This window comes from Mucilaginibacter sp. UR6-11, from assembly GCF_020880695.1.
GTDB lineage: Bacteria > Bacteroidota > Bacteroidia > Sphingobacteriales > Sphingobacteriaceae > Mucilaginibacter.
On record NZ_JAJIWO010000001.1, the window covers coordinates 246,232 to 271,397 of the forward strand.

A 25,166-nucleotide genomic window follows, 5' to 3' on the forward strand; every position below is an offset into this window, starting at 1 on the left:
CGGATTAATGCATCAGTTAAACGTTGTTGCCATAACTACATCCATACTTGTTTGCTGGTTAATCCTGATTATAACTTGGGAACGGGTGTCGCCTTATCGAAAAGGGCTGCCTTTTTTTCGCGAAGGTTTTTGGGTTGATTTGGTTTGGTATACCCTAATACAAAGTTACTTTCTCAAAATCATCATTTTTGATTACCTGATAGCACCCTTAAAAAGTCATTTCGATTGGTCACATTCTCAGTTAGTTCATAATTGGCCGGTTTGGGTTCAGGTAATATTTTTCCTGTTTACGCACGATCTTTATATCTACTTTTTTCACCGCTTTCAGCATAGCAATAAAATATTTTGGCGGATACATGAAGCGCACCACTCGGTAAAACAGGTTGATTTTTTGGCTGGCGCGCGCTCACATGTTTTTGAAATTATCATCAATCAAACCATTGAGTTTGCTCCTATTATTCTTTTAGGGGCCAATCCGGTAGTGGTGCCGATAAAAGCTATGCTCGATTCTATGTTTGGCATTTTTATACATGCCAACATCAAAGTGAACTTGGGGAAATTGAAATATTTTTTCAACACACCTTCCCTTCACTTGTGGCACCATGCCAATTATCAGGAGGTGTTTCATGCCAATTTCTCTACAAAATTCTCGGTCTGGGATTACTTATTTGGGACAGCCTATGATCCCGGACATGAGCCAGGCGACAGGCCGGAGAACTGGGGTCTGTTTTATGATTATCCGCGTGACTATTTTTTGCAACATGCTTTTTCAGTAAAGCGGTTTGATGAGCGTAATTTGTTAAAGTATGGATGGTTTAAAAGCTATTATACGTTACGGCCACGGTTGATTAAAATCCTGCTAAATCAAAAACATAAATTTATCAGCCTGTGCACCAGTTTAAACAACGGGGAGCAACAAGATATTAATTCAGTTAAACACCAATAATCATCCGTCCGGACTATTTATAGATCGGAAGATTAAACCAGATAACTGGCGGCACTCGCTGCCGAAACTTTATTAGGAAAGGTTTTCCTCTCTCTAAAGGATTAAAGCTCGCTCATCAAAGCGGTTTGATATTGCAATTCCTCGAAAAGTGAATTTTTGAAGGGACATCGCACCAATTAATTCTATTTCAGAAGTTGATGATTTTTAATAGATTAAATTGAGTTCAGTTCAATGTTCCCGTTGAAAAATTCGCGCAACTAACCGGGCAGCCTCGCCGGTTTCAAACGCGACTTTCAAAAGATATTTGGTCTGCCGCCAAGACAATGGCTCCAGGATAAACGGCTGAACGAAGCCAGACACCTGATCGAAACCAGACAGCAGAAGCCTTCCGCCATTATCTGGACCTGGGTTTAGAAATGCTGTCGCATTTCCCCATGACCCGCGTTTAGCCCGGCACCGCTTTGAAGACGGCTGGAGGCAGATTTTCGGCACGAATCTAAAAAATCACCTTGCGTGTTATGACATCCAAATAACACTATTTTTTGCTATCGTGCTTATCTTTGTACATTAAAGATTTGGCCACCTTTCTCCCGCAAGCATCAGTAAATCACTGTCATCTCTTGAGAATAATTTCTGCTCACCGCGCATTCTAAGGCATCAAATCTTTAGCATTCACATTAATATTTACATAAATGAGGCAACTTAAAATTAGTGAGTCGATCACCAATCGTGAGAGCGCATCGTTGAATCAATATTTGTCAGACATCGCAAAGATTCCGATGGTTACTCCGCAAGAAGAGGTGATCTTAACTCAAAAAATCCGCGAGGGCGACCAGGCGGCATTAGAACGGCTGACCACGGCCAACCTAAGATTCGTCGTTTCGGTGGCCAAACAATACCAGAGTTCAGGGATGACACTGGGCGATCTGATCAACGAAGGCAATGTCGGGCTGGTTAAAGCGGCGAAACGCTTCGATGAAACCAAGGGTTTCAAATTTATATCCTACGCGGTATGGTGGATCCGGCAATCCATCCTTTCGGCTATTAATGAGCAATCCCGGATGATCCGGCTGCCCTTGAACAAAGTTGGGGATCTCTCCAAAATTGCCAAAGCAGCATCACAGTTAGAACAAAAGTACGAAAGGCAGCCGACGCCGGAAGAGTTAGCAGAAACTTTGGAAATTACTGCTGACAAGGTTAGCGATGTCCTAAGCCATTCAGGCCGGCATATTTCCTATGATTCTCCATTTTCCAGCGAAGAGGATAATACCTTACTGGATGTGCTGCAAAGTTCGGAACCGGGAACAGATAAAGGACTGATGACCGAATCTTTATCTACCGAGGTTGCGGAAAGCCTGCGGGTACTTGGCGAAAAGGAAAGAGATGTATTAACCCTGTTTTTCGGTCTCAGTGATGGGCAGGCGCATAGTTTGGAAGAGATCGGCGATAAATATGACCTTACCCGTGAACGGGTCAGGCAGATCAAAGACAAAGCGTTGGCCAGGCTTCGCGCCAGTTCCCACACCTGGGTGTTAAAGGGCTATTTAGATTAGGGCAGTTTATAATACCAATCTGTCTCTTTTTCGCTCAGCGGCCACAGTTTCCAGCCGTCAAAGCGCTCGTCATAAAAAAACTTTTTTAAATCCAGCGACGTATTAGCTTACTGCCGGACCTAAAGTATAGTGACGTAACTTGTAGTATTACCCTTAGTTGACCGACTTTTTTTTTGCTCAAAATAATGTAAATAAAGACAGTCCCGATTAAGTTAAATTGAACTAGTATTCGGTTGTTGTTATCGATTAATCAATGTCTGTTACACATATGTGGGCACACAAAGTCAAATGCGCCAAATAACATGCTAAAATGGAAAGGTATGCAAAGATTGAACTAGGGCTGAGGAATGTGCGTTTTGCGACTAACGACCTATAATCGGAAAAATAGACAATTATCGTATTGCTCTCACCTAAATAACGGAGGGTTTCATTTACCGCTCTCCGCTATTTATATTAATTACTACGCTAAATTGCTGATAGTCTCTACTCTAACCTAATCCATCATTACGAAAAACAACGAATCACAAACTATTAAAACAAAGAACTCACCAAAAAAGAAGTTAATATTGGCTTTTCAGCTACCTATAAGCCGCGGTATTTCTGCGCATATTGCCAGACTTCTAATTTGTCTACACGGCCGCCCGGCTTAAAAGCAGAATACAGGTAACACTCTTTAAACATCATTTAACGTAGGTTGGAATTTTTTCAATTTATTCCACTTTTTGGCGATCCTGTCCAGCAGCGGCCCAAGTTGTTCCAGGCAGACCAGCATTGCACTTTCCGGCATGTCACCGTAAAGATCACTGTATACAGTATCCAGCGCCTTATGGCCATCTACCACTACCTTTTTACCTTTGGCAGTTATCGTCACCAGGCGAGACCTTTTGTCCAGCTCATCCGTTCTTTCGTCCAGTAAACCCTTTTTAACCAGCCGGTCTATCATTAAGATACCCGAAGATATTTCGATAAAATGCATGTAGATCAGATCCTTTTTTCGGATAGGTTCCGTTTTTTGTACCGTTAAGAGAAACAGGAACTCATCAAAACTTGTCAACCCCATCGGTTTCATTTCAGTCATGGTAAAGAACATCCAAAGGCGCGAAAGACGGTTGATCACCTTGGTCAGCGCGTACCGGCAAGCGTAATCGGGACCACTGTCCTCGGTGTCCGGTATCACCGGAACCTGCTGTTTTTTCAAATAGTCCTTACAGAAATCCGCTATAGATCCCGCCGGGTTCTGCTCTTCGAAACCCACCCATTCCTGCATGATCGCTAACGTCTTATTCATATTGACCTATTAATGGGGTAAAATTAAATAAATAAAATATAAATGCACTATATGAAACATAAATGTTTTATTTTTATCTAAATAAAACACAAATGGATTAATCATGGAAATGAAAGTAGCCAGTTTGGTCTCAGAAACGGTGTATTCAGAAGGATTGAGAAGGATTACTAAAAAATAAAAAGCCCTGTAAATCAACGACTTACAGGGTTATAAAATCAGCTAAATGGCTAATTTGTGCGCCCACCTGGCTTGGTAGGCTATCTCTATATCGTATTGATTTTCAATTACTTACAATGAACATCATCACGCCGGTTGGGCGTTTTACTCGTTCACCGTGTTCGCTTATCCAAATATACCAAAAAAACGGGAATGTCAACAGGAAAATAAAATTGGGTCCCAGGTTCGAGCCCGACCAGGAGCATCATTCATGCAAATGATTATTATTCTATAAATATTCTCTTTTTAGATAGTAAAAATTGTCTTGATTCTTCTGAAAATCGACAATGTAGATTGGTCAATTTCGAACCCCAATAAAATTTTTCTGGGTGCAAGGATATCCTTAACAAATCTGAAACTTAACTGATACTACCGAAAAAACATCAGTTAAATAAAACCGGGTAATCGGTATATCCTTTTGCGCCTGGTGTATACAAAGTGGTGAAATCAGGTGTGTTCAATTCTGCACCATTGATGATGCGTTGCTCCAGGTCCGGATTTGCCAAAAACGCCCTGCCAAAAGCAACAAGGTCCGCATCTCCTTTATTTAATTCAGCTTCGGCTTTCTCGGCAGTAAAGGTGTTACAATAAATAATTGTTCCCTCAAATTCGGTCCGGATCGCTGCTAAGGTTTGTGCAGGCACCTGCGGATTAATACTGATGTGTATAAAAGCAAGCCCGATGCGGTTAAACTCCCGGCTCAAATGAATGTAAGTTTCCTCCGTAGCATCGGCATCATAAGCCTGCAGATCACCAAGAGTGGAATTAGGTGATATCCTGACACCAACTTTTTCTTTGCCGATAGCGTCTGCTACCTGTTGAGCTATTTCCAGTGCAAACCTGCTTCTGTTTTCGATACTGCCGCCATATTCATCCTTACGGTCGTTCACATTGGGATTCAGGAACTGCTCGATAAGGTAGCCGTTTGCCGCGTGTAATTCCACACCATCAAAGCCGGCGGCCATCGCGTTCTTCGCGGCTATCACATAGCCGCTGATAACCTCTTGTACACCCTCGGTAGATAAGGCTAACGGAGTGGGGTAATCCTGCATACCCATCGTATCCGTTTGCATTTGCCCTGCCGCGGCTATCGCGGAAGCACCTACCACCTGAACACCCTCCGGTAGGTTCGCCTGGTGGCCGATACGGCCGGTATGCATTAGTTGCAAAAATATTTTGGTATCGTTTTGATGTACGGCGGCTGTTGTTAATTTCCAGCCTTCAATTTGTTCAGCTGAAAATATACCTGGAATACGGGCATAACCCAATGCCTCCGGGGCGGGTGCAGTACCTTCGGTAATAATTAAACCAGCTCCCTTGCGCTGGCCGTAGTATTCCGCCATCAGCGCGTTGGGTACATTGCCGATAGCACGGCTGCGGGTCATGGGGGCCATTACTAAATGATTCTTCAAATTCAGAGATTTGCTATTGTAGGGCATCAGTAACTTTTTCATATCGTTTATTTTTATGTTTTAAATGATATGTCAAAGGTCGCCAGGTTGCCCAGTTTAAAATAGCCTGGCCCGCCCGAAAAATAGTCCTATCCGCCTGCTGCGTACTTTTTAGGCTTTTGCTGGTGGTGCCGCTCAAATAAGCGGGTAAAGTGACTTAGATTACTAAAGCCTAACTGGTAGCCCGCTTCACTTACGGAGTAGTTTTTATGTTTGAGCAGGTAGGCCGCTTCCTCCATGCGGGCCGTTTGGTAATAATTATAAATGCTGTCGCCGAATACCTGCCGGAACAGGTCTTTCATTTTGGTTTCGCTCATGCCGCCTAATTTAGCCAGGTCAGGCAGGCTGGGTGGCTGACTGAGATCGCTGAGTATGGCTTTGCGGATAATGGACAGCTTTTCCGCATCAGCTTTATTAACAGGGCTATGCCCGGTAGACCGGCGGTTATGTAATTTAGTAAAAACATCGTAGAGCAGCGTTGCCGCCTTAAGCCGATAGTAAAATCCGGCTAAACCGTTAGCCGACTGTGGCTCTGATAGCTGTTTGAGGGTCATTTGTGTTTCGGTCCCCATACTTTCATAAAAAAGAAAGGATCCTTTGGGGTTGACAATGGCATTAATCAATTCGTCAGGCTGCCTAAGTTCCAGCAACGTTTTCAGGCGGGAAATACTGATCCCGAGCACGGTGTAATAAATCTCCGAATTAGCGGGAAAAGTAACTACTGAATCCAGGTTATTGGATGCAATTTGTATCGCCATATCGTTATAACGACTAAAATTCCGTTGTTCCTCGTCATCCGTAACCATGCTTACCGGCTCTTCATTGTTATAGAACATGACACTGATGAAGCTTGCCGGTTCTGATGAACCTATCCGTTTTAAGATCAGTTCCTGGTTGAGCCGGTACCGGTGGATCAGCAAGCGGAAGTCATCATTCAGGTCAACCCGGCGCACAAACCCCTCGCCGAGTGATGATGGGATTTGTAGCTCGTTGTTAACCACAGGCACTTTTAAGGCTTCCGCAAAAGTTGTTAAGAAATTAAACTGCGGCTGGGTAACGAATTCTATTAACATGGATGATACAGTTTACTTAGCGCTCATTTGCTTTACAATTCTCTCCCGGTGCTTGATGCCCCAGGCCGACATTTCATTAATAATAGGCTGGAGCGAATGACCGTATTCGGTTAATTCATATTCGACCGTAATAGGCTTAGTATCCAGCACCGTTCGAGTAACTAATCCATTTAACTCCAGTTGCTGCAATTCCTTGGACAACATTTTTGCTGCGATCCCGTCAATATTTGCTTTAAGCTCCATAAATCGTTGTTTGCCGAAACCAAGGGAACCTATAATCCGGATCTTCCACTTTCCGGACAAAACGTCCATGGTATCGTTAATGGCCATATGGTGGGCGGTACAACGTACAGAATCAAGGTCGATTTTTTCTTTCATATGCAATGGTAGTTTCTTCATGGAAATCGGTTTCCACGAGTAAACCCATTACAAAAATAAACCAAAGTCAGCATAGATTTGCCTTTGATAAAAACAAGAATCATGAAAGCAATAAAAATCACCTATTGGATCACTACCGGACTTATTGTTCTGGGCATGCTGGCCAATGCATATAACTATTTCTTTAATCCTACCCTGAAAGTAGCCTTCGACCATTTAGGATTTCCCGACTGGTTCCGTGTCGAATTGGGAATTGCCAAGTTGCTTGGCGCATTTGCAATAGCTATTCCTGCGGTTCCCGTGCGGGTTAAGGAATGGGCATATTTTGGATTTTCTCTCAGTTTCTCATCCGCGATCATCGCCCATTATAACGCAGGTGACTCTGTATTTAATATTGTAGCACCACTTATTATGCTTTTGATTTTAGTAGTATCCTACTTCAGTTACCACAAAGTGGTACGGCAAAAAATAGCGTGATTTTTTTTAAAATCTTGCATCATGATCAAATGGGTGCGATTGGTCTGACAATGATTTTGCCGATATCCACGCTGCCCGGCTGGCTGATCGGATAAACAACTGCACCCGATATGCATCAGGCGAAAGAGCAATCTCGGTCATCCCATCTATTTTACACCCGGTTCCATCAGTTTAATCCTTGATTTAACTACAAGGTTCAGGGATTTGCTTACATCTGCCCAATTGCATTGAGCGACCTTTGGGTTATGGAATTAAAACAAATTGCATTGGGCAGCCAAGGTTTGGTTGTCCCGATGATCGGGTTGGGTTGTATGGGCATGACCGGTTTTGAAGAAGGACACATGTACGGACCGGCAGATGAGCAGGAGGCCGTCGCTACGATCCATCGTTCGCTGGAACTGGGTGGCAACTTCTTGGATACAGCCGACCTGTACGGGCCGCTGAAGAATGAGCAATTGATCGCAAAAGCAATTGGTAATAATCGAAGCCAGTATATTTTGGCGACCAAGTTTGGCTGGGAAATCAATGATGAGAATAAGGTTACCTGGGCAATCAATGGGAAGAAAGATTACGTAAAGAAAGCTTTGGAACGGTCACTCAAAAATCTGAACACCGATTATATCGATCTGTATTATTTGCACCGCCTGGATAAAAACACGCAGATAGAGGAAACAGTGGAAGCCATGAGTGAACTGGTTAAAGAAGGGAAAGTGGGTTATATTGGTTTGTCGGAAGTATCGTCTGATACTGTTAGTCGGGCACACGCTGTACATCCGATAACGGCAGTACAAAGCGAATACTCTTTGTTTGAGCGGACGGTGGAAGAACGCGGGGTTTTGGCAACTTTAAATGAGCTGGGCATTGGTTTTGTAGCCTATTCGCCACTGGGCCGTGGGTTTTTATCGGGACAGATCAAAAGCCTGGATGATCTGCCGGAGAAAGATTTTCGTAAGGCTATTCCGCGTTTTCAAGGCGCACAATTTGACAAGAATATCGAATTGGTAAAAGCGATTGAAACGATGGCTGAAGAAAAGAACGTGACCGCTTCACAATTGGCTTTGGCCTGGATTATGAGTAAAGGTATTTTGCCGATTCCGGGTACTAAACGTAGAAAATATCTGGAGCAAAACATCGCGGCAACAACGATCAATTTGACCGGCGCAGATTTGACGCAGTTGGAAAGTATCGTGCCGCTGGGTACAGATACCGGCGCACCCTATGATGATTTTAGTATGGGCTTAATTGACTAATTTTGTTTATGAACGCCATTAACTCTATATCTGAATTTCATCGCTTGTTGTCTTTGCCGGAACCACTGCATCCTCTGGTGAGCGTGATCAATCTGGCCGACAGCATCTTTTTGGAAGATGAGGTTTGGAAGGGTTTTGTCAACCGTTTTTATTGCGTGGCTTTGAAACGGGATGCAAAAGGAAAGATCAAATACGGGCAACAGCATTATGATTATGATAAGGGTGTTTTGAGTTTTACCGCACCTAACCAGGTGCAGTATCTCGATCTGCAGAATATGGAGTGCGGCTCGGGCTACCTGCTGATATTCCATCCTGATTTTTTGCTGCAGCATTCTTTAGCGAGCAGTATAAGCAGCTATGGGTTTTTCTCTTATGCAGTGAATGAAGCGCTGCACTTGTCGGCTGAAGAAGAGGAAGACCTGATCACTATTTTAAATAAAATCAATAAGGAATGTGCGCATATCGATAAACATACCCAGGAGATCATTTTAACGCAGATCGAATTGTTGTTAAATTATTCCAACCGTTTTTACGAGCGTCAATTCATTACGCGCCGGAGTAATAATTCTGCGTTGCTGGTGAAGTTTGAGCAACTGGTTGATGCCTATTTCAACAGCGATGTACAAGGTTTGCTGACCGTACAATATATTGCTGATCAAATGAATCTATCGCCAAATTATTTAAGTGATCTGTTACGGGTACATACGGGGCAAAGTACCCAGCAGCATATCCATGAAAAGTTGATCGGGAAAGCTAAGGAAAGGCTTTCCACGACCAGCCTTTCAATCAGCGAGATTGCCTACGCTTTTGGTTTTGAGCATGCCCAGTCTTTCAGCACCTTATTTAAAAAGAAAACCAATCTTTCGCCTTTAGCGTTCCGCGCGGCTTTTAATTGACAATTATTATGAATCTCCAATTTCATGAAAAATCATCAGAAAATTTCAGCTTTTCGCCACACCTGATGGCCTCTCAGAGAAATCTGAGAGGCTTTTCCTTTTTACTGATCGCTTCACCCGGCTTGAACGCGGATATCAATTCATGGTTCTGGCAATAGCTTATCATACTGTTAGTATAACTGATCGCTAATAAAAAAACGTCTCGGTGATGATCTTATCGTCTTTTACACCAAAGACCGCGATTTCTGCCAGTTGTACCCGCTGTCCGTTTTTCAGGGTCATATCTCTGCCCATGGACAGGCTGAAATAATCGCCTCCAACAACTGGTTCGCTGCTGAAAAAGCTGTGTACTTCTGCTATCGTTTCCTGCCTGGCTTTCGATTTGGCTAAAACCGCTGCGATACCCTTAGTTACGGTAGGCACACCCATGGCCAGGGCATGTTCCGGTTCGGTACAAACAATGTCGGCGCTGTATAACTGCTGATAGATTTCCGGTACCTGCCTTGCTTTAAAAAGCTCGTAATAACGATCTGCTAATTCCTGTGTTGTCATTTTCTTTATAATTTATCATACAAAAGTAGCGTGCTACTTAATACTAAAAGCATTAAAAAGTATTGTATATTTGCTCAATCGTATCAAATTATTAGAATGGACGCATTAAGCACGGTATTGGAGGCAACTCGGCTCAAAAGCGTTGTCTATAACAAGATCCCTTTGGCGGCTCCCTGGGGATTGGATATTGTCAAGGACGAAAACTCGCAGTTCTGGCGGCTGGTGAGCGGCAACTGTACGGTTGGCTCACCTGATGGCCGTGTGATCGAAATGAAAGAGGGCGATCTCATATTCGTACCTCACGGGAGCGCCCACTGGATAGCCGATAAACCGACGAGCCTGCGTATGCCATCGCCTGAGTTTGTGAAAGCCCTTCGGGCAGGCATCCCGGTTTTTAATGGTGTCGGAGAGAAAACTGTCCTTATCGCGGGGCATTTTGAATTTGATTACCAGCCGCTGCATCCGTTTTTAAAGGATCTGCCGCCGATTATTCATATCAGGCAATATGTTACAGAAAACCAATTATTGGTCAGACAGGTTGCGCAGCTTATGCTGGAAGAACTTAATAATGAAAAGCCTGGAAGCAGTGTTATGCTGAAGTGTCTGTCCGAAATGATGTTTGTCCATATCATCCGGGCATATTTGGAACAAGCTGCACCCGAAAGTGGTTACCTCTCGGCGTTAAATGACCCCAGGATCAGCAAAGCATTGAAATTCATGCAGGACGCACCTCAAAACGATTGGACGTTGGAGTCGCTGGCTTCGGAGATCGGTATGTCGCGCTCTGTTTTCTTTAACCAGTTCAAAAAATTGGTGCATGAAACACCATTGAGCTACCTCACCAATTGGCGCATCAGGATGGCCCAAAAGCTCCTGGTGACAGACAATAGTAAGATCTCCGAAATAGCAGCAAAATGCGGCTACCAGTCGGAAGCTGCTTTTAACCGGATCTTTAAATTAAAAAGCGGGCAGACTCCCGCTGTTTACAGAAAAATAAAATTTTCCCGGTAATTTTCGATGACGCCTTTACGGTATAAACAATATTTTTGTAGTTGGTTGATCTGAATGCAAGCTGAACCATTGACAGCAGTTTCCGCCGTGGCTGTTCAATGTATGTCATATTTTTATATAAATCCGTGACATAAAAGCGCCCCGTATTTTGCTCCTATTGAAAACAGATCAACCAGCAAAATTCGGGGCGAAAAAACGGGCCCCGCTCTGCGGGGCCGTCCGGCAATTTAAAGTTCAATAACGATGCCGTCCTGACAATCGGCAGCTTCTGCATTTGCGTCCGCCAATTCATCGAATACTTTGTTCCCGCCGTTCTCGTCGGTAACTATGATGGCATATTCCGCACCACCATGTGTTTCTATTACTATGTAACTCATAACTGTACTAATTTTTGATATAGATCTTGCCAATAAGCTTTGCGTTCTGCATCTGCGTCCTTGTATTTCGGGTCAAGACGTTCGTAATGCCGATAGTCATCGGCCTGCATGATAGCTAATTGTAAGTTGTCAATTTCCAACTCAAAGCCGTTCAGGTCTGTTATTTTTAATGGCTGATTTTTCATGCGACTTTTAATGGCTGTGTCCTGAAATCTTTCAGGTTCAGAAAGAAACCCCTGTTAAATAATATCCCCTCCCGAAACAATTGCCATAACAGGGATGCCCCTACATTAGCCAATGCGGAATTGATAAACAAATCCTGTTTGGTCAGGGCTTCCGCTAATGAACAGCTTGGCGTATTATCGGTGGTTTCCGATGCTTTCAATAACTCGCCAAATTCATCGGTTACCATCGGCAGGGTTTCTGCGGTGAGGTATTGTTTGGAATCGGGCTGTTTGATTTTACCGATGGTCGACAGGATAACCTGCCCTGTTTCCCTGCTGTTGCCGAAATCCATGTAATAAAGCGGTTGGCTGCGGCTGTTGCTCATGCGCTTGTTCAGCGTTTTCAGGATGTGTGCAATATCTTCCCTCGCCTGTACCGTATCGACACAACCAATGGTAATGGTCGCCCATGCGCTTTCCTTGTTGCCGCTGTAGGTCTTATCATATTTTTCGGTGATTGCTTTCCAGTTCGTACCAAAAAAACGGTTGATACGGTTAATTAATGCTACGGACTTGGGCAAACCTAATTCAGCGGTGGTAAATAATTGCCTCGCTAAATTAGCCCTGCTGACGGTATCATCATCAAACAGTCTGACAAACAGGCCGGGATGGTTTAATGCCACCAATGCCTGGTTCATCCGTGCTAATGCGGTTAAGACCTGACCGCCTGTTCCACCCGCACCAATCAGGTTAATAGTAACAGGGTTATACGGTTGCAATAATTCCTTATTAACGATATGCACGGCGGTGCGGTTATCATTTGCTTTCGTCTTTTTCATCGGATTAAGTCTTTTAGGGTTCTACCATTTTTGATTAATTCATTCTGCGGGAACTCCCTGCCTGTGCCCACCTGTTCCTGCCATAAAGCGACCAAATTGCCTTTGCAATGCCGATGGTTGCCGAGTGTATGGGTAAAATAGCTGTTAAAAAAATAGGTTTCCCATTGGGTCATAAACTGCTCCAAATAGGTTTGTCGGTCGATATTGATGTTAATCGTACCCATACACACGCTTCCATCTTGGGAGAGGTTAAATAAGGGCGCATAATACAATGGCGTATCGATGTTGGGCTTGGCTTTCCCTTTGAGGGCGAATACCTGTAAGCGCTCTTTGGTGGCTTTCCAAAGCAGGGCGGGTATTTTGGTTCTGCCCGATGGGATGCTTAAACTCTCGCTAAAAAACAGGTCAACTTCCTGTGGCGGTGTGAACCAAACCGCATAGCCGTTATTTTGGGCATTGACATAAATTAATTTGAGCGGTAAAACGCTCTTACATTGCAGGTAGGTGGTTTTGAGTTCTTGGGTGGACTGCATCAGCTCACTCAATAGCATCATTTCGGTAATGGATAATGGATGGGCATTAATCGGGTTACCCTGCTTGCCAATATCGTAGCTTTCCACGTAAATATCGCTTTCTCTGCGCTCGTGGGTTTGGCTTTCCTGTTCGACAGACTGATAAATCAGCAGGGCTTTAACAGGCAGGTATTGTTCGTTAAATGTTTGGCTCACGTTCTTCATAATCATGGTCATTTAAAAGCTTGCAAAGCCTGTCCACCAATTCAAACAAGGCTTTCTCGAACTGAAAATCGGGTACATTGGCTTCGGGAAATTTGTCAAATTTTTGCAGGTGCATCGGCTCGTCCATATAGGCGATTTCCTGAAAGTTACAGTTTATCGTATCAAACAGGGTGTCGGCTAAACAGCCGTCCCCGCTCCAGTAAAAGCTGATGTACTGGTCAGCAGAGATGCGGTCTTCGTCCTCGGGGTAAAGCAGGTCTGAATGGATATTGTCAAATATCGAACGTTGCGGATAATTGTGATATAACCCCAAAAACTCGGCACCAATGGCTACCCAATCCTTTTCCCAATCATCCACAGGACGGAAATTTTCTACTATATGAGCAAAAGTTTCCAGATAATAAGGCTTACGGATTTGCTCATGTAATTTCAATCCTGCGTTGTGCATGGTATAGAGTTCGTCGAGTTGCTGCCTGCGGTCTTCCTCGTCCTCTTGCTCATCGTTGATCCAATCCTCTATCATTTGGTACTGGCACCCGACATAACTTCCATTTTCCGTATAGAACGGTATTTGAACAACCTGATGCAGATAGGCACAAATAGCCAGTAACAGTTCGGCTAACCTTTGTCCCTGACTGCTTTGCAACCAATGCCATAACGGACGTACTGGGATATAGTATAAATTCATGCCCGTGTCGTACCTGCTAACAGTCGCTAAAGTGGCCGTATGGGTATCATCGGAAGCGATGAAGCATTCCAGTTGGCTATCCTTAGCTTTTAACGCTTCGCTGACGACCTGCCATCTTTGGTAGATATGCTGCGGGAATAAGCTATTGTCAGATTGAGGGATGGCCAATCCGTAATAATTACAGAGGTGGTAAAGGGAGTTTTCAAACTCCCTTTCTGACCTGTCCCTGTTGCCGTCAAAAGCCCAAAACGGTTTAAACTGATGCTTTAGAAAACCATTTCGGCTATGCCCTGCGGTGCGCTTCCCAGAGCGTTGCGCCTGACTTCGTTTGCATCGGGCAAGCGGTCTAATTTTTCGACTAACCTGCCGAATCGCTGTTGCAGTTGCCATACCTCGTTCTCCTTTCTTACTTTTAATGTTCGTTCTCCCTGTTGCTTTTTCATGGCCTATCCTTTATGCCCCATCGTACTCTCAAAGCGGTACTGCACTTCATCGTCCTTGATTTCAGGGCCGATGATTTTCGCATTGGTCAGTATGGGGTAATTAGCGGAATAGAAATTCTGTACATCACTTGCGGTAAATTCCGCACCGGGGTCTGCCAAACGCACCTCCTGTCCGTTCTCTTTGTGCAGAAACACCCTTTTTAATTCATTGACTATCATGTTCGTGGCATTAAGGTTAAACTTCCTGTAAACTGGCGTACAATTCCTGACGCTTTTCTAATTGCTGCCGTTTGGTTTTTATTTCGTCTGCCTTGTTGGGATATTCTTCCGCATCGGGTAATTGGGCTATAGCTTCTTTATACTTCATGTCTGTATTCAACTGGCTTACCCTTTGCATGGCTTCGTCATACAGCCGTTGTTTTTCCGCTAAATCCTCGGTTTCATCAGGTTGTTCGTCCAAATCGTCATCCACATCGTTGTCAGGTTCTTCGGCGGGTTGGGTAAACAAGCTGTTATCTGTCGCCTTTTTGGTATTGGCAGGCGTGGTTTTACCATTGGTTTTTTCAGGTTGTTTCTTGGCTTTATCCAGTTCGGCTTGGTAGGCTTCCAAATTGGCGAACAGCTTCACGGTTTGTTTTACAGGTTCACCGATTTCGCCAAAAAACTGCTCGTCCAGTTCCTGTGGCGTTCCTTTTAACAACATGGGCGGTATGTTTTTGCCCTGTGTTAGCTTCGGGTTCGGATTAGTTAACAGTACCGATACGGCAACCGTACCAATATCGTTTGACTGGATACTGATTTGCAGGGTGCCATTGATTTGCAAACCTGCTATCTGTTCAAAAAAATTCGTTTTCATAATTGTTAAATTTTAAAGTGTATAAATCCCGCTATGGCAAGCAGGCACAAGCCTGCCAAACCGCAGAGGTTGCCGATAAAAAGTATCAGCCTTTCCAAAAAAGTAGTGGCCATTGCCTTACCGTAACTGCTATAACTTTGTAAACCTGCCGTACCCCTGCGGTTAAACCTGCGCCTGCCGATATGGTAGCGTATGAATAGGCAAATGCCTATCAGGCATAAACCGCAGGGAATAGTATAGCTGTGGTGCGTTTTCATCTTAATTAAATAAAAGTTCCACAGCTTGTTTGAATTTCAGGTTGGTTTCAGGTCTAATCGCATATTGGGTCAGGACGTGAACCGTAAACATGGCTGAATAACCATCGAACAACTGGTCGGCGAAAACACCACTGCTCCTGCGTAGGTCTTTCGAGTATCGCTCAGCTCTGCTTTTGATGCCCTCTGCCAATTCAAACCAAAAGTCAACCCCAAAGAGTTGCTCTTTCCAACTACTGCGTAATTCTTCTTTACTATCCAGTACACTTTCTGTATACTCGTATAAATAGCTGATGAAATCAGGCATTTCGTTTAGCAGTAAACTGTGCAAAAGCCTTGCTTTCTGCACATTGTTCAACATTTTTAATGGTTGCATAATCTGATTTTTGGGGGCATGGCTATACCCATCCCTGTTGTTTAGCAAATGATTTGATTTCTTTTAAATTGATTTTGTGGCAGCCAACACGGATAAATCGGGCGTTGATTTCAAGGACATCATACAAATTCATCAACTTGTCAGGACAGTTTTTACAACCGCCGTTTGCGATGGTAGCCAGTACAACACTATAGAACTGTTTGCCGACCACAAGGGGTATTTCCACTCTTTGGGTGGTTTCTATGCGTTCAGTTGCTTTATCATAGCGCAAGTAGTCGTAACCGTCTGCCGTTGTGATATAGTTGGTTTGAAATCTACGCCAACGTTTCAGATTGACGTTTTGAATACGCAGGGCTTCCGCTTTTTCCCTTTTGGCTTGGGCTTTGCGTAATTGGGTTTCTTTTTGGATGACCTCCTGATATTGGCCGAGGTTCTTAATCTTGCCCGCCTGTTGCAAAATTTCGGGTATTTCGTAGCCGAAAAAGTCAGCATAGTTTTTTGCCTCACTGAAAATCGCCTGTATTTCCAAAATGTCTTTTTCAGGCTTACGAGAATTATTCAATCCACCTGCGATGCCTTTTATAATACTGTACCACTTTTCAAATAATTCAGCCGCAGGCCATTCGGGATTAGGGACAGAAATTTGCTGAATGTGCCTTGATGCCTGCCTGACGAGCGTTACATGCGCCGAGGTTGATTTGCTGTACTTCTTTTGTGTAATTAGTATAGCATGGCCACCGCTGTCATTATAGACATGCTTGGCTATCAAAAAATGATACCCGTAGGAATAGATATTCTCCTGTTCAAAAAACAGGTTACTGGCTCTTGCCTGTTCCCCGATGCCATTTGCCCAATGGTGGGCTACCGTAGCGATATCCCTTGCTCTTTCCATCTTTTCAATTTTTGCGTTTCAAAACTATTTCGTCAACTCTACTTCAATCGTCATTTTGCCGTGTATAAACGGCTCTAAACGTTTAATTAAATTGCTTGCTTGGTTTGATGACTTTGTTTTTGTTGCCTGCCTGTGCGGGTTTCCCATCATCTGTTTTGCCCGATTTGGTCAGCATATTGATCTCGTCGGTTCGGAATTTCAGGCTTGCCATCGGTTCACCATCACGGCTCACCCACGGTTCGGCGGTCATAAAGCCATGCAATTGCACCAACATCCCTTTGGTTAAATAAGGGGCTATGGCATCCGTGCGCCAATAGGTACAATCCACAAAGGCGGTTTCTTCCTTTTGTTCGCCCTGTGACTTGTAACGGCGGTTAACGGCGACCCTGAACCCTGTTACATTTTTTTCTTCATTTACTTTTCTTACCGTAGCGTCTGCTACCAATCTCCCTGTCAGTTCCATGATTTTATTTTTTTATGGTTAAACTTTTTTTTCCTCGCGGGTCCGTCCGGGCTTGCCCCTCTATCTGGCCTTTGATAAAGCCCGATACAAAACCGCAGGGTGGCTCACAAGGCTGCCGGTACGGCACTTTGCATGGCCTTGTGAGACGCCCGAGGATTTTGTCCCTTCGCTGATAGTGTCGCAAAGGCCAGATAGAGGGGTAAGCCTGTATGAGCATTTTTAGCAACCGATGATAATAGGCATGAAAGTGACAACTGCCCCCGCAGCCTTTGAAGGCACTGAAGGCTGCGCGCAGGCACCCCGACCATGTGGCGGGGCCTGGTTGGCATTTTCCGTCGGGTTTTCATTTAGCCAGTGCGGAGTGACGTGAATTCATTAAGTATGAATTTTAGCGGCGCGATGCTATGGTCTTCGCCGGGGCTTTTGCAGCGCAGCGAAAATGCCATAGGCGGCGGTAGGGATCGCAGCGACATCCTCCGCAGGAGATACAGCGGAGAGCCCGGGCCGGAGGTACCGCACAAACGTTAAGAAGCGGCTATACAACCAAGGTGATTGTGAATGAAATGATATTAATGGGTAAACCACACAATTAAGATGACGGTTATTGTTTTGAGCGCAGTATCGACAAGGATCGATGCTTAGTAGGCACAAATTTGTTGGTAAGAATTAAACGTGGTAAATTGCGGTAACCGGATAATAACGATGCCTAAAACTTTAGCCCAGGGATTCGAACAGTTCCTCGTAAAATTACAGCCTACCAACAGCGAGTATTTGAAGTCTGTTGCTCATAAAAGTTCGGTGTCGCGATGCCTGATAAATAACTGGGCACCGACCAGCCTTTTTGAAACGGGTTCTTTTGGTAATGGTACCGGGGTTCGGCATTTTAGTGATGCCGACTATTTTGCAATTTGTCCCGGGGACGCGTTTTGCGATAATTCTGCGATGACGCTGCGCTATATCAAGGAAACCCTTCAGGGCACTTTCACGCAGACGTTGATCGAGGTTAAAAAGCCGGCAGTCCGTATTTCTTTTGGGGTACATGCTTCCGAAATACTGGAGGTCACACCAGCGTGCTTTCACCAACTGATCGACACGCCGGGTGGGAAAAGGCGGAGTTATTTTATCCCTGATTATGAAGGTTCATGGATGGTGTCCTGCCCATCTGCGCATAATGCTTATGTGGCGAAACAGGATAAGCGTTTGGGTGGTAAGCTTAAGCCTTTGATTCGGTTAGTTAAAGCCTGGAAGTTTTATAATAACGTGCCTATAACTTCTTTTTATTTGGAACTGCGCGTAACCAAGTATGCGGAAGGACGGACAGTAATTGTATATGATCTCGACATCAGGAACATTTTAAAATTATTGCATGATAACGAATTGGCCCGGCTGCAGGACCCGATGGGGTTTTCCGGTTACGTATCGCCCTGTAAAACTGAAACACGAAAGCGTGAGTCGCTTTCTAAGCTGGCAACCGGGTACGGACGTGCTGTTAATGCCTGCGCTTGCCGGATAGCAAGACCTGATCTGGCTTTTGAATGGTGGCAAAAATTCTTTAGCTATGAGTTTCCTGCGCGCTAACTACGGGTTGCTATCGTATCGTTATACTCGTCCACATATTTTTGCGCGGCCTGATTCATGGTCAGCTCGTTACCGTCGCGGGATCTTTTATAAAAAAAATCAAAGATCAGCGGTGATAAAGTACGGTTATCATATATACCGTCCTGTATGCGACGCGATTCATTTTTAAGTTCAGGATCATTTACCGTACCTTTTATGATATCCCTCCATACTTGCTCAATATAGCTGGCTAGCTGCTCCAGGCGGCAATTCATATCTATGTTATCATTGTACTGCTTAATGGCGAATTGGAAGAACGGTACTAAGGCACTGAAGATGAGTATTAATTGTACGGTACCCGTTTTAGCGAACAGGCAACCGCTGATGATGCCGATTACAATAAAAATAATAATGTACTTAATGCGCTGGCAATATTCTTCTCTCAATTTTTTATCCCACCAGCAACTGGATCGCTGGCAGATGATCCTGGCTACCGGCAAGCCGACCTGCCCGATAGCATCCGGGTACCAGTCTTTTATTTTTTCAATATTGGTTGCAATTTTTTGATGTGCCTTATAGTATCGTAATACGTCTTCTACAGTAATTTCTTTGACGGTTTTTAATTCGGAGTAGCTCAGTTGGAGTACACTGCAATCAAACAACTCCTGTATCTTGGCGGCTTTTATTTTTAGTTTTTTGATCTGCGGATCAATTGCCAATAGATCAACGGCAAATATCGCTACGCCGTACCAGGCAATATAAGGTGCCCAGGTATCGAATACGATGGCGAAGCAGGCCAGTATGACCGGTACTGCCACCGTAGCAATAGCCTGTACAGCAAAGATACGTTTGGCAGCACTGTAAAGCTCACGCTGGGCAGCGAGGCGCTCCAGCTCTTCCTGTTTGTTTTGCCGGGTAAGTATATCGTTTTTCATTCCTGTTGTTTAAAGGTAAACATTTATTGCAGCATCGGCCCATGTGGTACTTCCGGACCTATCCATTCGTGATTGTTTTGCAGCCAATATTCGTAAAAGTAAATCCAACCTGCGGTCCAGCCCATAATATCATGAGCGATCAACTTGCGTTCGGTCCAGTGGTAATTATCTTTATGGTATAAACAGAGCGAGCCACTCCCCGGAAATATATGTGGGGCGCCCTCTACCGGTAAAGGGTCAAGAATAAAAATCCTTGGCCGGTCATCGCCGCGATAAATCACCTCAACTGTATATACAGGCAGTTCGGGCTTCACCTGCAGTTGACCCTTAAAAACGATATCCCCATTTTTATTCTTTTTTGCTGTAAATTGCGGGTATCTTGCCCGCATGGCCTGAATCTGGATAGCTGGGTTATAGGGTTTAGTCTTCTGATATACCGCCATGATAACCGCTTGAAGCACCAATACTGTAACCTGTTGACATGGATAAACCACCAGTGGCTGCCACCTTCAAATTACCCTCGCTTATGGCACGTGCAAAATTTTTCGCCTCGGCGGGGTCAATGGTCGGAAATTCTTTGCCAAAAATATCCTTCCAGATTTGTACTGCATCCGACTCCTTGCCATCGGTGCATTTGGCGCTGGCTTCATCCAGCTTTTTAAGAACCTTTTTGATATGCTCAATGGCGCTTAAGTAATCGGCGTTGCTTTTGAATTTGGTAGACAGCAGGTAATATTCCGCATTTTTGAACCAAAGCTCAATACCTTCGCGGTAATTTTTAAAATCATTCAGGATAAAAATACTAATAGCAACCTCTTCAATATGATAGGAAGGTATTAGCTTATCCAGCCCGCGGTTATAGTGCTTCACCGCTTTGATAATTTGCTTCACCTTATAGTTGCGTTGTTTATGCACCGACTCCAGGTTATCATACAGTTGTTCCGGGTAGGCATAGGTCCAACCACTTAAATCAAAATTGGGTATCAGGTAACCGCCACCCACCTGTTCAAAGCTGGGCATGATGTCAAAGTTTTTATCCGATAACCTGATGGTTACGCAAGGCCTGTCTTGTTTAACCTTACCCTCATATATGGTAATGCCATCCAGGTACTTTTTAAACTTGCTGAGTACGGCTTGTGGCTTAGGGAGCTGTTTATACTCGTCCTCCCAGTCTTCCCGCTTCAGTACCGAAAAAATATCAATATCATCTAAAGGGCGGATGATGGTGTCGCGGTCATAGGAACCATTGGTGAAATTACGCTCAATTGATAACCCGCTGTCCTCATCCATCAGGTAAGCATACATGTTATCAAGCGAAGTTTTAATGCCCTCCTCCTGGCGGTCAGTCACGCAGATATTTTCAACGAACTGATTAATAGATTGTAATAATGTCATGAGCTAAATATTTTTTGTATGTTTAAATATTAAATGCGCAGGATTAACCGCCCTGCATAAAGACTATCAAAAGCGTTACCAATGGTTTTTGGTATGTCATTATGACTGCCTTATTCAAATGAGCTGGAAAGAACTGGAGAATGATTCAACAGAGAACCTGATCGAATATATCAGGTGGTATAGTGACCCGGAGTTAAAAGATACTGCCGAGGATGCTTTCCGTGCTTTTTGTTTTCGGTTCCAGTTAGACCTGGCAAAAAAGTGTGAGGTTATTTGTTACAACCTCGGCCACGGTAAAGATATTGCCCACGATCTGGCGCAACGCACCTTTGAACGTTTTTTAAAGTATCCGAAATTCGATTTTACCAAGTCGAGATCTAAAGATTTTGACACAGGTGTACGTTTATATTTGTACGGCATTGCTCAGCGGCTTTTATTGAATTTATATAGTGAACAAGATAAATTCTCGCCTTACAGTGGTGACGAAGGCATTGTTTATGAATTGCTGCCGCTGGATAGTTTACCGGTCAAAGCCGAGCAGCGTAAAGAGGTGACAGCACGTTACGAACTGATCAAAAAAGCTTTGGACAGGTTGGGACCTAAACATAAAGTCATTTACCTGACTTACCAACGATATCAGGAAAAGGGCTTCAAACTCCCGCGCCCGTTGACTGAAAAGCTCCGAACGGAACTGGAGCTGACCCAGGCGACCATCCAATTCTACAAAAAAGAAGCTTACGATAAAGTACAAGAATATTTAGAAATTTATGCCTCAAAATAAAACATATATGACAGCTGAACTGATGCCGGAGTGGTTAGCCTCTACCGGTTTCCTGTTCCCAACGAACGAGTTGGAACTCGCCCGTTTCGAAAAGATCTATGCAGAGGAAGCAACGGATTTAGCCGGTTTTGAGGTGGATTGTGACCAGATCTTAGCTAGAAATTTACATGCCAAAATTGTTCGTTTTGAACCGAAAACAAAGCCGGAGAATATTGCAGCCTTAAAAATGGTCGCCCGCAAAGGCAGCAGTTTACCCAAGCATATACAGGATAAAATCAAAAAGAACCAGGATGAGCGAAACGGTGGAGCTAACGGCGGTCCGGAAAAAGGAACTGAATAAACTGGCGGACTTTGTTTCCGGGATGTTCTCCAAAGGCAATGTCACCCTTTTGCAGGAAATTACGGCTTTCGAAGAACTGAACGTTTACGTTGACCATTATGAAGATTGTTTTGATGGCATGCTGGTATTCGATGAAGAACAGTTCCATATCCACCTTAACATTGACCGTCGTAACAATTGGAACACCAACAGGGGGCGCTATAGCCTCAGCCATGAGTTGGGCCACTATTACATCAACGAGCACCGTATTGGTTTGCAGACCGGCCTGCTGGAGCCGCATACCTCATTTGCCGAAGCCGATAAAAATGACCTTATCGAATTAGAGGCCGACTATTTTGCAGGCTGCCTCTTAATGCCCTATCAAAAGATCTATTATTTCGATGGCGTAAAAAAATTCTCACTGGATAAAATAAAAACGATCTCAGCTAGCTTTCAGGTAAGCTTACTGGCCGCAGCGATCCGGTATTGCGAGGTTTGCCCGCACGAACTCATGATCGTGGTTTCTGAAAACAACAAAGTTAAATGGTACGAGCGCAATGAACATTTCCCTAAATGGCCATTTCGTTTTAAAGTGCACGGCAGTTTGCCCCCAACCACTGTTGCCGGGGAATATTTTACCAAAGCTAATAGCCGCTTCGAAACGATTGAAACCGTAAAACCGGACGACTGGTTTTACCCCTTTACCGGCGACTACCGGGCAAACCGGGAGATGAACGAGCAATGCTTTTATTCAGATGGATTCGGTTATGTTATCAGTTTATTGTGGTTTAAATAATGGAAATCATCAGGGTGATTTATCAGGGGTTCAGTACCGAATCTAATCAGTATGCAAATTGCATTATGATGATCCGGCGGGAGGATTTTTCTGTAGCGCAGATTTACGAGATATCAGTAGCCGAGAAATACCCGATCTGCTCGGATATTCATTTGGATATTTTAATTGAGGCTGAATGTAGAAAGGAAGGCGGCGAATTTTGGGACGCCTACCTCGAAGCGGCGCAGGATAGGTATTCCCTGACCTGTTTTGTAAATACCAGTGGCCGGATGCCGGCAATGATTCCGCGGTTTTCTGAAGCTGATTTCGCCACGATATTTAAGGGGCTGGGCGGTCAGAAGATACCGGAATGCAGTGCAGAGACGCCCGATTTCCGCCTGTGCGACATTATTATGGAGCTGAAAGACATTCAGCAGGAATCCCTGAAAAACACAGAACGTCAGGAAAATATCGCCGCCGTGTTTGGGAAACTTACTGACAGATGCGTTGACCTGGACCCATTAGCCGATTACGGTGATCTCACCATAGCCTATCACCAATTGATCCGGAACTCTATTCATAACCACCTCAAAAAGGCTTCGTCTCAAATCAAGAGTTACCGTAAAATAGCCGGGGTCACTGCTGGCGGTATGATCTTTTTAAACACCGGCATGTTCAGCCTGCCGCATGAATTATTTAAAGTAATGATCGCCGACCTGCTCACGCACAGAACAAAAACCATTGAGTTTGTCTTTGTCTTTTCGCAGGTTATGCAGGGTAATGGCTTTGACCAGTACGCCATTTTTAAAGGAGAGTTTATCGGCAAAGTGCCGGATAACATTCAAATCCTGCAACAAAAGGTTAGCGAACTTATCGGTCAAAAAATGACTGCAATGATGCGGGGCCCTATTGAAATGCTGACCCTGGCGGAACAGCAACCCATCTCGTTTGAAAAGAATGGCAAGATCTATTACTGGAACCCAGGCCAGGTCCCTGATTCCAGGTTCCCTAGTTAAGTTTTACAAAGGCGTTATCGGGCTGCTCGTTACGGAGCGCATAGTGATCGATCACATATCCGTTAAAACCGACATGGGTTAATAATAAACGGTAAATGAGCGATAGCTGCATTTGCATTAAACCTACCATTTCCGACCCTTCCAGATCGTCAACCTCTCCATGCAGGATAGCATTGCGCTTGGTCAACATCGTTTCTTCCGAAGCAGTCAGTTTGGCTAATTGGCCAAACACTGCCTTGAATTTTGGAATGTTGCCCAGGCTGGTATAGTTTGGCGGCAGGTCGGCTTTAAAAAGATGGTAAAAGAATTTTCGCAGGACTTCTAAAACAGTATAAAAGCAGCTGTTTTTAACCAGCAGCGAAAGCTTGTTGCTGTTGGCCTCATTAAATAATACAAGCGCGTATTGGATCGCATGATGGTTGTTGCAAAGTTCGGCAAGCCTTCCCAGGGAATCTGTATCCAATGCTTTTAACATCTGGCTATCCGCGATGGCCTTTGTTTTTTCACGGCCGAGCATATCTTTATAGCCATGAGCATTCCAGGTCAACGCATGGTAAATGGAATCGCTGCCTTGCCTTAACCGTCGGTAAAGGAAATGTTTACCTTGAAAGGTGTAATTATGGTCTTGAATAAATTTACCGGTAATAAAGCCGACAACGACCATCAAATTGTAAACAGCTTCGGCATAAATATCATGAGCAACGGGGTCTGTCGTTTCTACGACCAGAAAATTATCGTGGGACAAAAGGCGGTAATTGATACTATTGATCGAAAAACTTAAAGCTTCCTTAAATCCAAAATAATCGTAGATAAAACGGTCGCTCTTCAGATGATAGTAAGTCCGGAACAACCCAGAGGTATCTTCCACCCAGTTCTCACTTTGAATGCGGTCAATCTTACCATAGGAATGCCGGTCTGCCCAGCCTTCCGCGCGGTTGACCGTATTGTGCTCGCCGGTTATAAACCCTGTCACTTTTAGCTGAAAGCTTTCGGTTTGTAAATTAAAAATGCAGTCATCCCGGTCAAGCCGTAAAACGCGGCTGATCTTGAAGGTCGGCGAATCGACTGAACCATCCAGTTCCGCCTGGCAAACCTCACCGTTTAAATCAGCAGTACCACCCTGTTTAGTGCGCAAAGCATTAATGATCTTAACCTCTTCGTCCAGCAATTCCCAATAAGTTTCCTCCATTTGGTAAAATTAATCATTA

General features: G+C 44.3%; 33 protein-coding genes. 12 read left to right on the forward strand and 21 right to left on the reverse strand.

The genetic code is table 11. The annotated features are described in order from the left end of the window. Positions 1–7 precede the first annotated feature (7 nt). Positions 8–946 carry a sterol desaturase family protein gene (locus tag LJ658_RS01170; RefSeq protein WP_230544619.1) on the forward strand — a complete coding sequence of 313 codons (939 nt, stop codon included), beginning with the start codon at positions 8–10 and terminating at the stop codon, positions 944–946. A 692-nt stretch (positions 947–1,638) separates the two neighbouring features. Next, on the forward strand, positions 1,639–2,499 hold the full coding sequence (locus tag LJ658_RS01175; protein WP_230544620.1) for an RNA polymerase sigma factor RpoD/SigA: 861 nt from the start codon (positions 1,639–1,641) through the stop codon (positions 2,497–2,499). Positions 2,500–3,172: 673 nt separating this feature from the next. On the opposite strand, the gene LJ658_RS01180 is transcribed toward LJ658_RS01175, so the two are convergent. The 4 genes from LJ658_RS01180 to LJ658_RS01195 form a co-directional block, all read right to left on the reverse strand. Then, positions 3,173–3,787 (reverse strand): MarR family winged helix-turn-helix transcriptional regulator, encoded by a 615-nt coding sequence (locus tag LJ658_RS01180; protein WP_230544621.1) that lies wholly within the window; start codon positions 3,785–3,787, stop codon positions 3,173–3,175. Between the two features lie 599 nt (positions 3,788–4,386). Further along, positions 4,387–5,457 carry an alkene reductase gene (locus LJ658_RS01185; RefSeq protein ID WP_230544622.1) on the reverse strand — a complete coding sequence of 357 codons (1,071 nt, stop codon included), beginning with the start codon at positions 5,455–5,457 and terminating at the stop codon, positions 4,387–4,389. Positions 5,458–5,543: 86 nt separating this feature from the next. After that, entirely contained in the window at positions 5,544–6,527 is a 984-nt protein-coding gene (locus LJ658_RS01190) for an AraC family transcriptional regulator (RefSeq protein ID WP_230544623.1), read from the reverse strand. Between the two features lie 12 nt (positions 6,528–6,539). Next, entirely contained in the window at positions 6,540–6,905 is a 366-nt protein-coding gene (locus LJ658_RS01195; RefSeq protein ID WP_230544624.1) for a helix-turn-helix domain-containing protein, read from the reverse strand. Between the two features lie 102 nt (positions 6,906–7,007). Between LJ658_RS01195 and LJ658_RS01200 the strand changes: the two genes are divergently transcribed. The 4 genes from LJ658_RS01200 to LJ658_RS01215 all read left to right on the forward strand — a co-directional run bounded on the left by LJ658_RS01200 (position 7,008) and on the right by LJ658_RS01215 (position 9,686). Further along, on the forward strand, positions 7,008–7,382 hold the full coding sequence (locus LJ658_RS01200) for a DoxX family protein (protein WP_230544625.1): 375 nt from the start codon (positions 7,008–7,010) through the stop codon (positions 7,380–7,382). A gap of 245 nt (positions 7,383–7,627) precedes the next feature. Further along, the gene (locus tag LJ658_RS01205) at positions 7,628–8,632 is read left to right on the forward strand and encodes an aldo/keto reductase (RefSeq protein WP_230544626.1); all 1,005 of its coding nucleotides are present in this window, start codon (positions 7,628–7,630) and stop codon (positions 8,630–8,632) included. 8 nt (positions 8,633–8,640) lie between these two features. After that, entirely contained in the window at positions 8,641–9,528 is an 888-nt protein-coding gene (locus LJ658_RS01210) for an AraC family transcriptional regulator (protein ID WP_230544627.1), read from the forward strand. Between the two features lie 8 nt (positions 9,529–9,536). Beyond that, positions 9,537–9,686 carry a hypothetical protein gene (locus tag LJ658_RS01215; RefSeq protein WP_230544628.1) on the forward strand — a complete coding sequence of 50 codons (150 nt, stop codon included), beginning with the start codon at positions 9,537–9,539 and terminating at the stop codon, positions 9,684–9,686. A gap of 28 nt (positions 9,687–9,714) precedes the next feature. Here the strand turns inward: LJ658_RS01215 and LJ658_RS01220 are convergent, their stop codons facing one another. Beyond that, entirely contained in the window at positions 9,715–10,080 is a 366-nt protein-coding gene (locus LJ658_RS01220) for a nuclear transport factor 2 family protein (RefSeq protein WP_230544629.1), read from the reverse strand. Positions 10,081–10,176: 96 nt separating this feature from the next. On the opposite strand from LJ658_RS01220, the gene LJ658_RS01225 reads away from it, so the two are divergent. After that, a complete protein-coding gene (locus LJ658_RS01225) occupies positions 10,177–11,091 on the forward strand; it encodes an AraC family transcriptional regulator (protein WP_230544630.1) in 915 nt (304 codons plus the stop codon). 227 nt (positions 11,092–11,318) lie between these two features. On the opposite strand, the gene LJ658_RS01230 is transcribed toward LJ658_RS01225, so the two are convergent. From LJ658_RS01230 to LJ658_RS01285, 12 genes are all read right to left on the reverse strand, one after another. Then, a complete protein-coding gene (locus LJ658_RS01230) occupies positions 11,319–11,468 on the reverse strand; it encodes a hypothetical protein (RefSeq protein ID WP_230544631.1) in 150 nt (49 codons plus the stop codon). Next, positions 11,465–11,653, reverse strand: a complete 189-nt coding sequence (locus LJ658_RS01235) for a hypothetical protein (protein WP_230544632.1) — start codon at positions 11,651–11,653, stop codon at positions 11,465–11,467. The genes LJ658_RS01230 and LJ658_RS01235 overlap by 4 nt, the downstream gene beginning before the upstream one ends. Next, positions 11,650–12,471, reverse strand: a complete 822-nt coding sequence (locus LJ658_RS01240) for a PRTRC system ThiF family protein (protein ID WP_230544633.1) — start codon at positions 12,469–12,471, stop codon at positions 11,650–11,652. The genes LJ658_RS01235 and LJ658_RS01240 overlap by 4 nt, the downstream gene beginning before the upstream one ends. Then, positions 12,468–13,208 carry a hypothetical protein gene (locus LJ658_RS01245; protein ID WP_230544634.1) on the reverse strand — a complete coding sequence of 247 codons (741 nt, stop codon included), beginning with the start codon at positions 13,206–13,208 and terminating at the stop codon, positions 12,468–12,470. Before LJ658_RS01245 ends, LJ658_RS01240 begins: the two co-directional genes overlap by 4 nt. Beyond that, complete coding sequence (locus tag LJ658_RS01250; RefSeq protein ID WP_230544635.1) at positions 13,183–14,064, reverse strand: hypothetical protein; 882 nt, start codon at positions 14,062–14,064, stop codon at positions 13,183–13,185. Before LJ658_RS01250 ends, LJ658_RS01245 begins: the two co-directional genes overlap by 26 nt. A gap of 98 nt (positions 14,065–14,162) precedes the next feature. Beyond that, on the reverse strand, positions 14,163–14,339 hold the full coding sequence (locus LJ658_RS01255) for a hypothetical protein (RefSeq protein ID WP_230544636.1): 177 nt from the start codon (positions 14,337–14,339) through the stop codon (positions 14,163–14,165). A 3-nt stretch (positions 14,340–14,342) separates the two neighbouring features. Then, positions 14,343–14,558, reverse strand: coding sequence for a PRTRC system protein C (locus LJ658_RS01260; protein WP_230544637.1), 216 nt, complete (start codon positions 14,556–14,558; stop codon positions 14,343–14,345). A 16-nt stretch (positions 14,559–14,574) separates the two neighbouring features. Beyond that, positions 14,575–15,195, reverse strand: coding sequence for a PRTRC system protein E (locus LJ658_RS01265; protein WP_230544638.1), 621 nt, complete (start codon positions 15,193–15,195; stop codon positions 14,575–14,577). A gap of 5 nt (positions 15,196–15,200) precedes the next feature. Further along, the gene (locus LJ658_RS01270; RefSeq protein WP_230544639.1) at positions 15,201–15,452 is read right to left on the reverse strand and encodes a hypothetical protein; all 252 of its coding nucleotides are present in this window, start codon (positions 15,450–15,452) and stop codon (positions 15,201–15,203) included. Between the two features lies 1 nt (position 15,453). Continuing rightward, positions 15,454–15,825 carry a hypothetical protein gene (locus tag LJ658_RS01275; RefSeq protein WP_230544640.1) on the reverse strand — a complete coding sequence of 124 codons (372 nt, stop codon included), beginning with the start codon at positions 15,823–15,825 and terminating at the stop codon, positions 15,454–15,456. Positions 15,826–15,847: 22 nt separating this feature from the next. Further along, positions 15,848–16,717, reverse strand: coding sequence for a hypothetical protein (locus LJ658_RS01280; RefSeq protein ID WP_230544641.1), 870 nt, complete (start codon positions 16,715–16,717; stop codon positions 15,848–15,850). A gap of 82 nt (positions 16,718–16,799) precedes the next feature. Then, entirely contained in the window at positions 16,800–17,180 is a 381-nt protein-coding gene (locus LJ658_RS01285) for a single-stranded DNA-binding protein (RefSeq protein WP_230544642.1), read from the reverse strand. Between the two features lie 702 nt (positions 17,181–17,882). Between LJ658_RS01285 and LJ658_RS01290 the strand changes: the two genes are divergently transcribed. Next, a complete protein-coding gene (locus tag LJ658_RS01290) occupies positions 17,883–18,758 on the forward strand; it encodes a nucleotidyltransferase (RefSeq protein ID WP_230544643.1) in 876 nt (291 codons plus the stop codon). On the opposite strand, the gene LJ658_RS01295 is transcribed toward LJ658_RS01290, so the two are convergent. Genes LJ658_RS01295 through LJ658_RS01305 form a run of 3 tightly spaced genes read right to left on the reverse strand, consistent with a single transcriptional unit; the run spans position 18,755 to position 21,067 of the window. After that, a complete protein-coding gene (locus LJ658_RS01295; RefSeq protein ID WP_230544644.1) occupies positions 18,755–19,672 on the reverse strand; it encodes an S-4TM family putative pore-forming effector in 918 nt (305 codons plus the stop codon). The two genes, LJ658_RS01290 and LJ658_RS01295, sit on opposite strands and share 4 nt — an antisense overlap. A 23-nt stretch (positions 19,673–19,695) precedes the next feature. Continuing rightward, positions 19,696–20,115 carry a hypothetical protein gene (locus LJ658_RS01300; protein WP_230544645.1) on the reverse strand — a complete coding sequence of 140 codons (420 nt, stop codon included), beginning with the start codon at positions 20,113–20,115 and terminating at the stop codon, positions 19,696–19,698. Beyond that, positions 20,093–21,067, reverse strand: coding sequence for a hypothetical protein (locus LJ658_RS01305; protein WP_230544646.1), 975 nt, complete (start codon positions 21,065–21,067; stop codon positions 20,093–20,095). Before LJ658_RS01305 ends, LJ658_RS01300 begins: the two co-directional genes overlap by 23 nt. A gap of 118 nt (positions 21,068–21,185) precedes the next feature. Between LJ658_RS01305 and LJ658_RS01310 the strand changes: the two genes are divergently transcribed. Genes LJ658_RS01310 through LJ658_RS01325 form a run of 4 tightly spaced genes read left to right on the forward strand, consistent with a single transcriptional unit; the run spans position 21,186 to position 23,958 of the window. Further along, positions 21,186–21,848 (forward strand): RNA polymerase sigma factor, encoded by a 663-nt coding sequence (locus LJ658_RS01310; RefSeq protein ID WP_230544647.1) that lies wholly within the window; start codon positions 21,186–21,188, stop codon positions 21,846–21,848. A 7-nt stretch (positions 21,849–21,855) separates the two neighbouring features. Beyond that, positions 21,856–22,188, forward strand: coding sequence for a hypothetical protein (locus tag LJ658_RS01315; RefSeq protein ID WP_230544648.1), 333 nt, complete (start codon positions 21,856–21,858; stop codon positions 22,186–22,188). Further along, positions 22,139–22,963 carry an ImmA/IrrE family metallo-endopeptidase gene (locus LJ658_RS01320; RefSeq protein WP_230544649.1) on the forward strand — a complete coding sequence of 275 codons (825 nt, stop codon included), beginning with the start codon at positions 22,139–22,141 and terminating at the stop codon, positions 22,961–22,963. Before LJ658_RS01315 ends, LJ658_RS01320 begins: the two co-directional genes overlap by 50 nt. After that, positions 22,963–23,958, forward strand: coding sequence for a hypothetical protein (locus LJ658_RS01325; protein ID WP_230544650.1), 996 nt, complete (start codon positions 22,963–22,965; stop codon positions 23,956–23,958). Before LJ658_RS01320 ends, LJ658_RS01325 begins: the two co-directional genes overlap by 1 nt. On the opposite strand, the gene LJ658_RS01330 is transcribed toward LJ658_RS01325, so the two are convergent. Then, the gene (locus tag LJ658_RS01330) at positions 23,951–25,147 is read right to left on the reverse strand and encodes a hypothetical protein (protein WP_230544651.1); all 1,197 of its coding nucleotides are present in this window, start codon (positions 25,145–25,147) and stop codon (positions 23,951–23,953) included. The genes LJ658_RS01325 and LJ658_RS01330 overlap by 8 nt on opposite strands. Positions 25,148–25,166 lie beyond the last annotated feature (19 nt).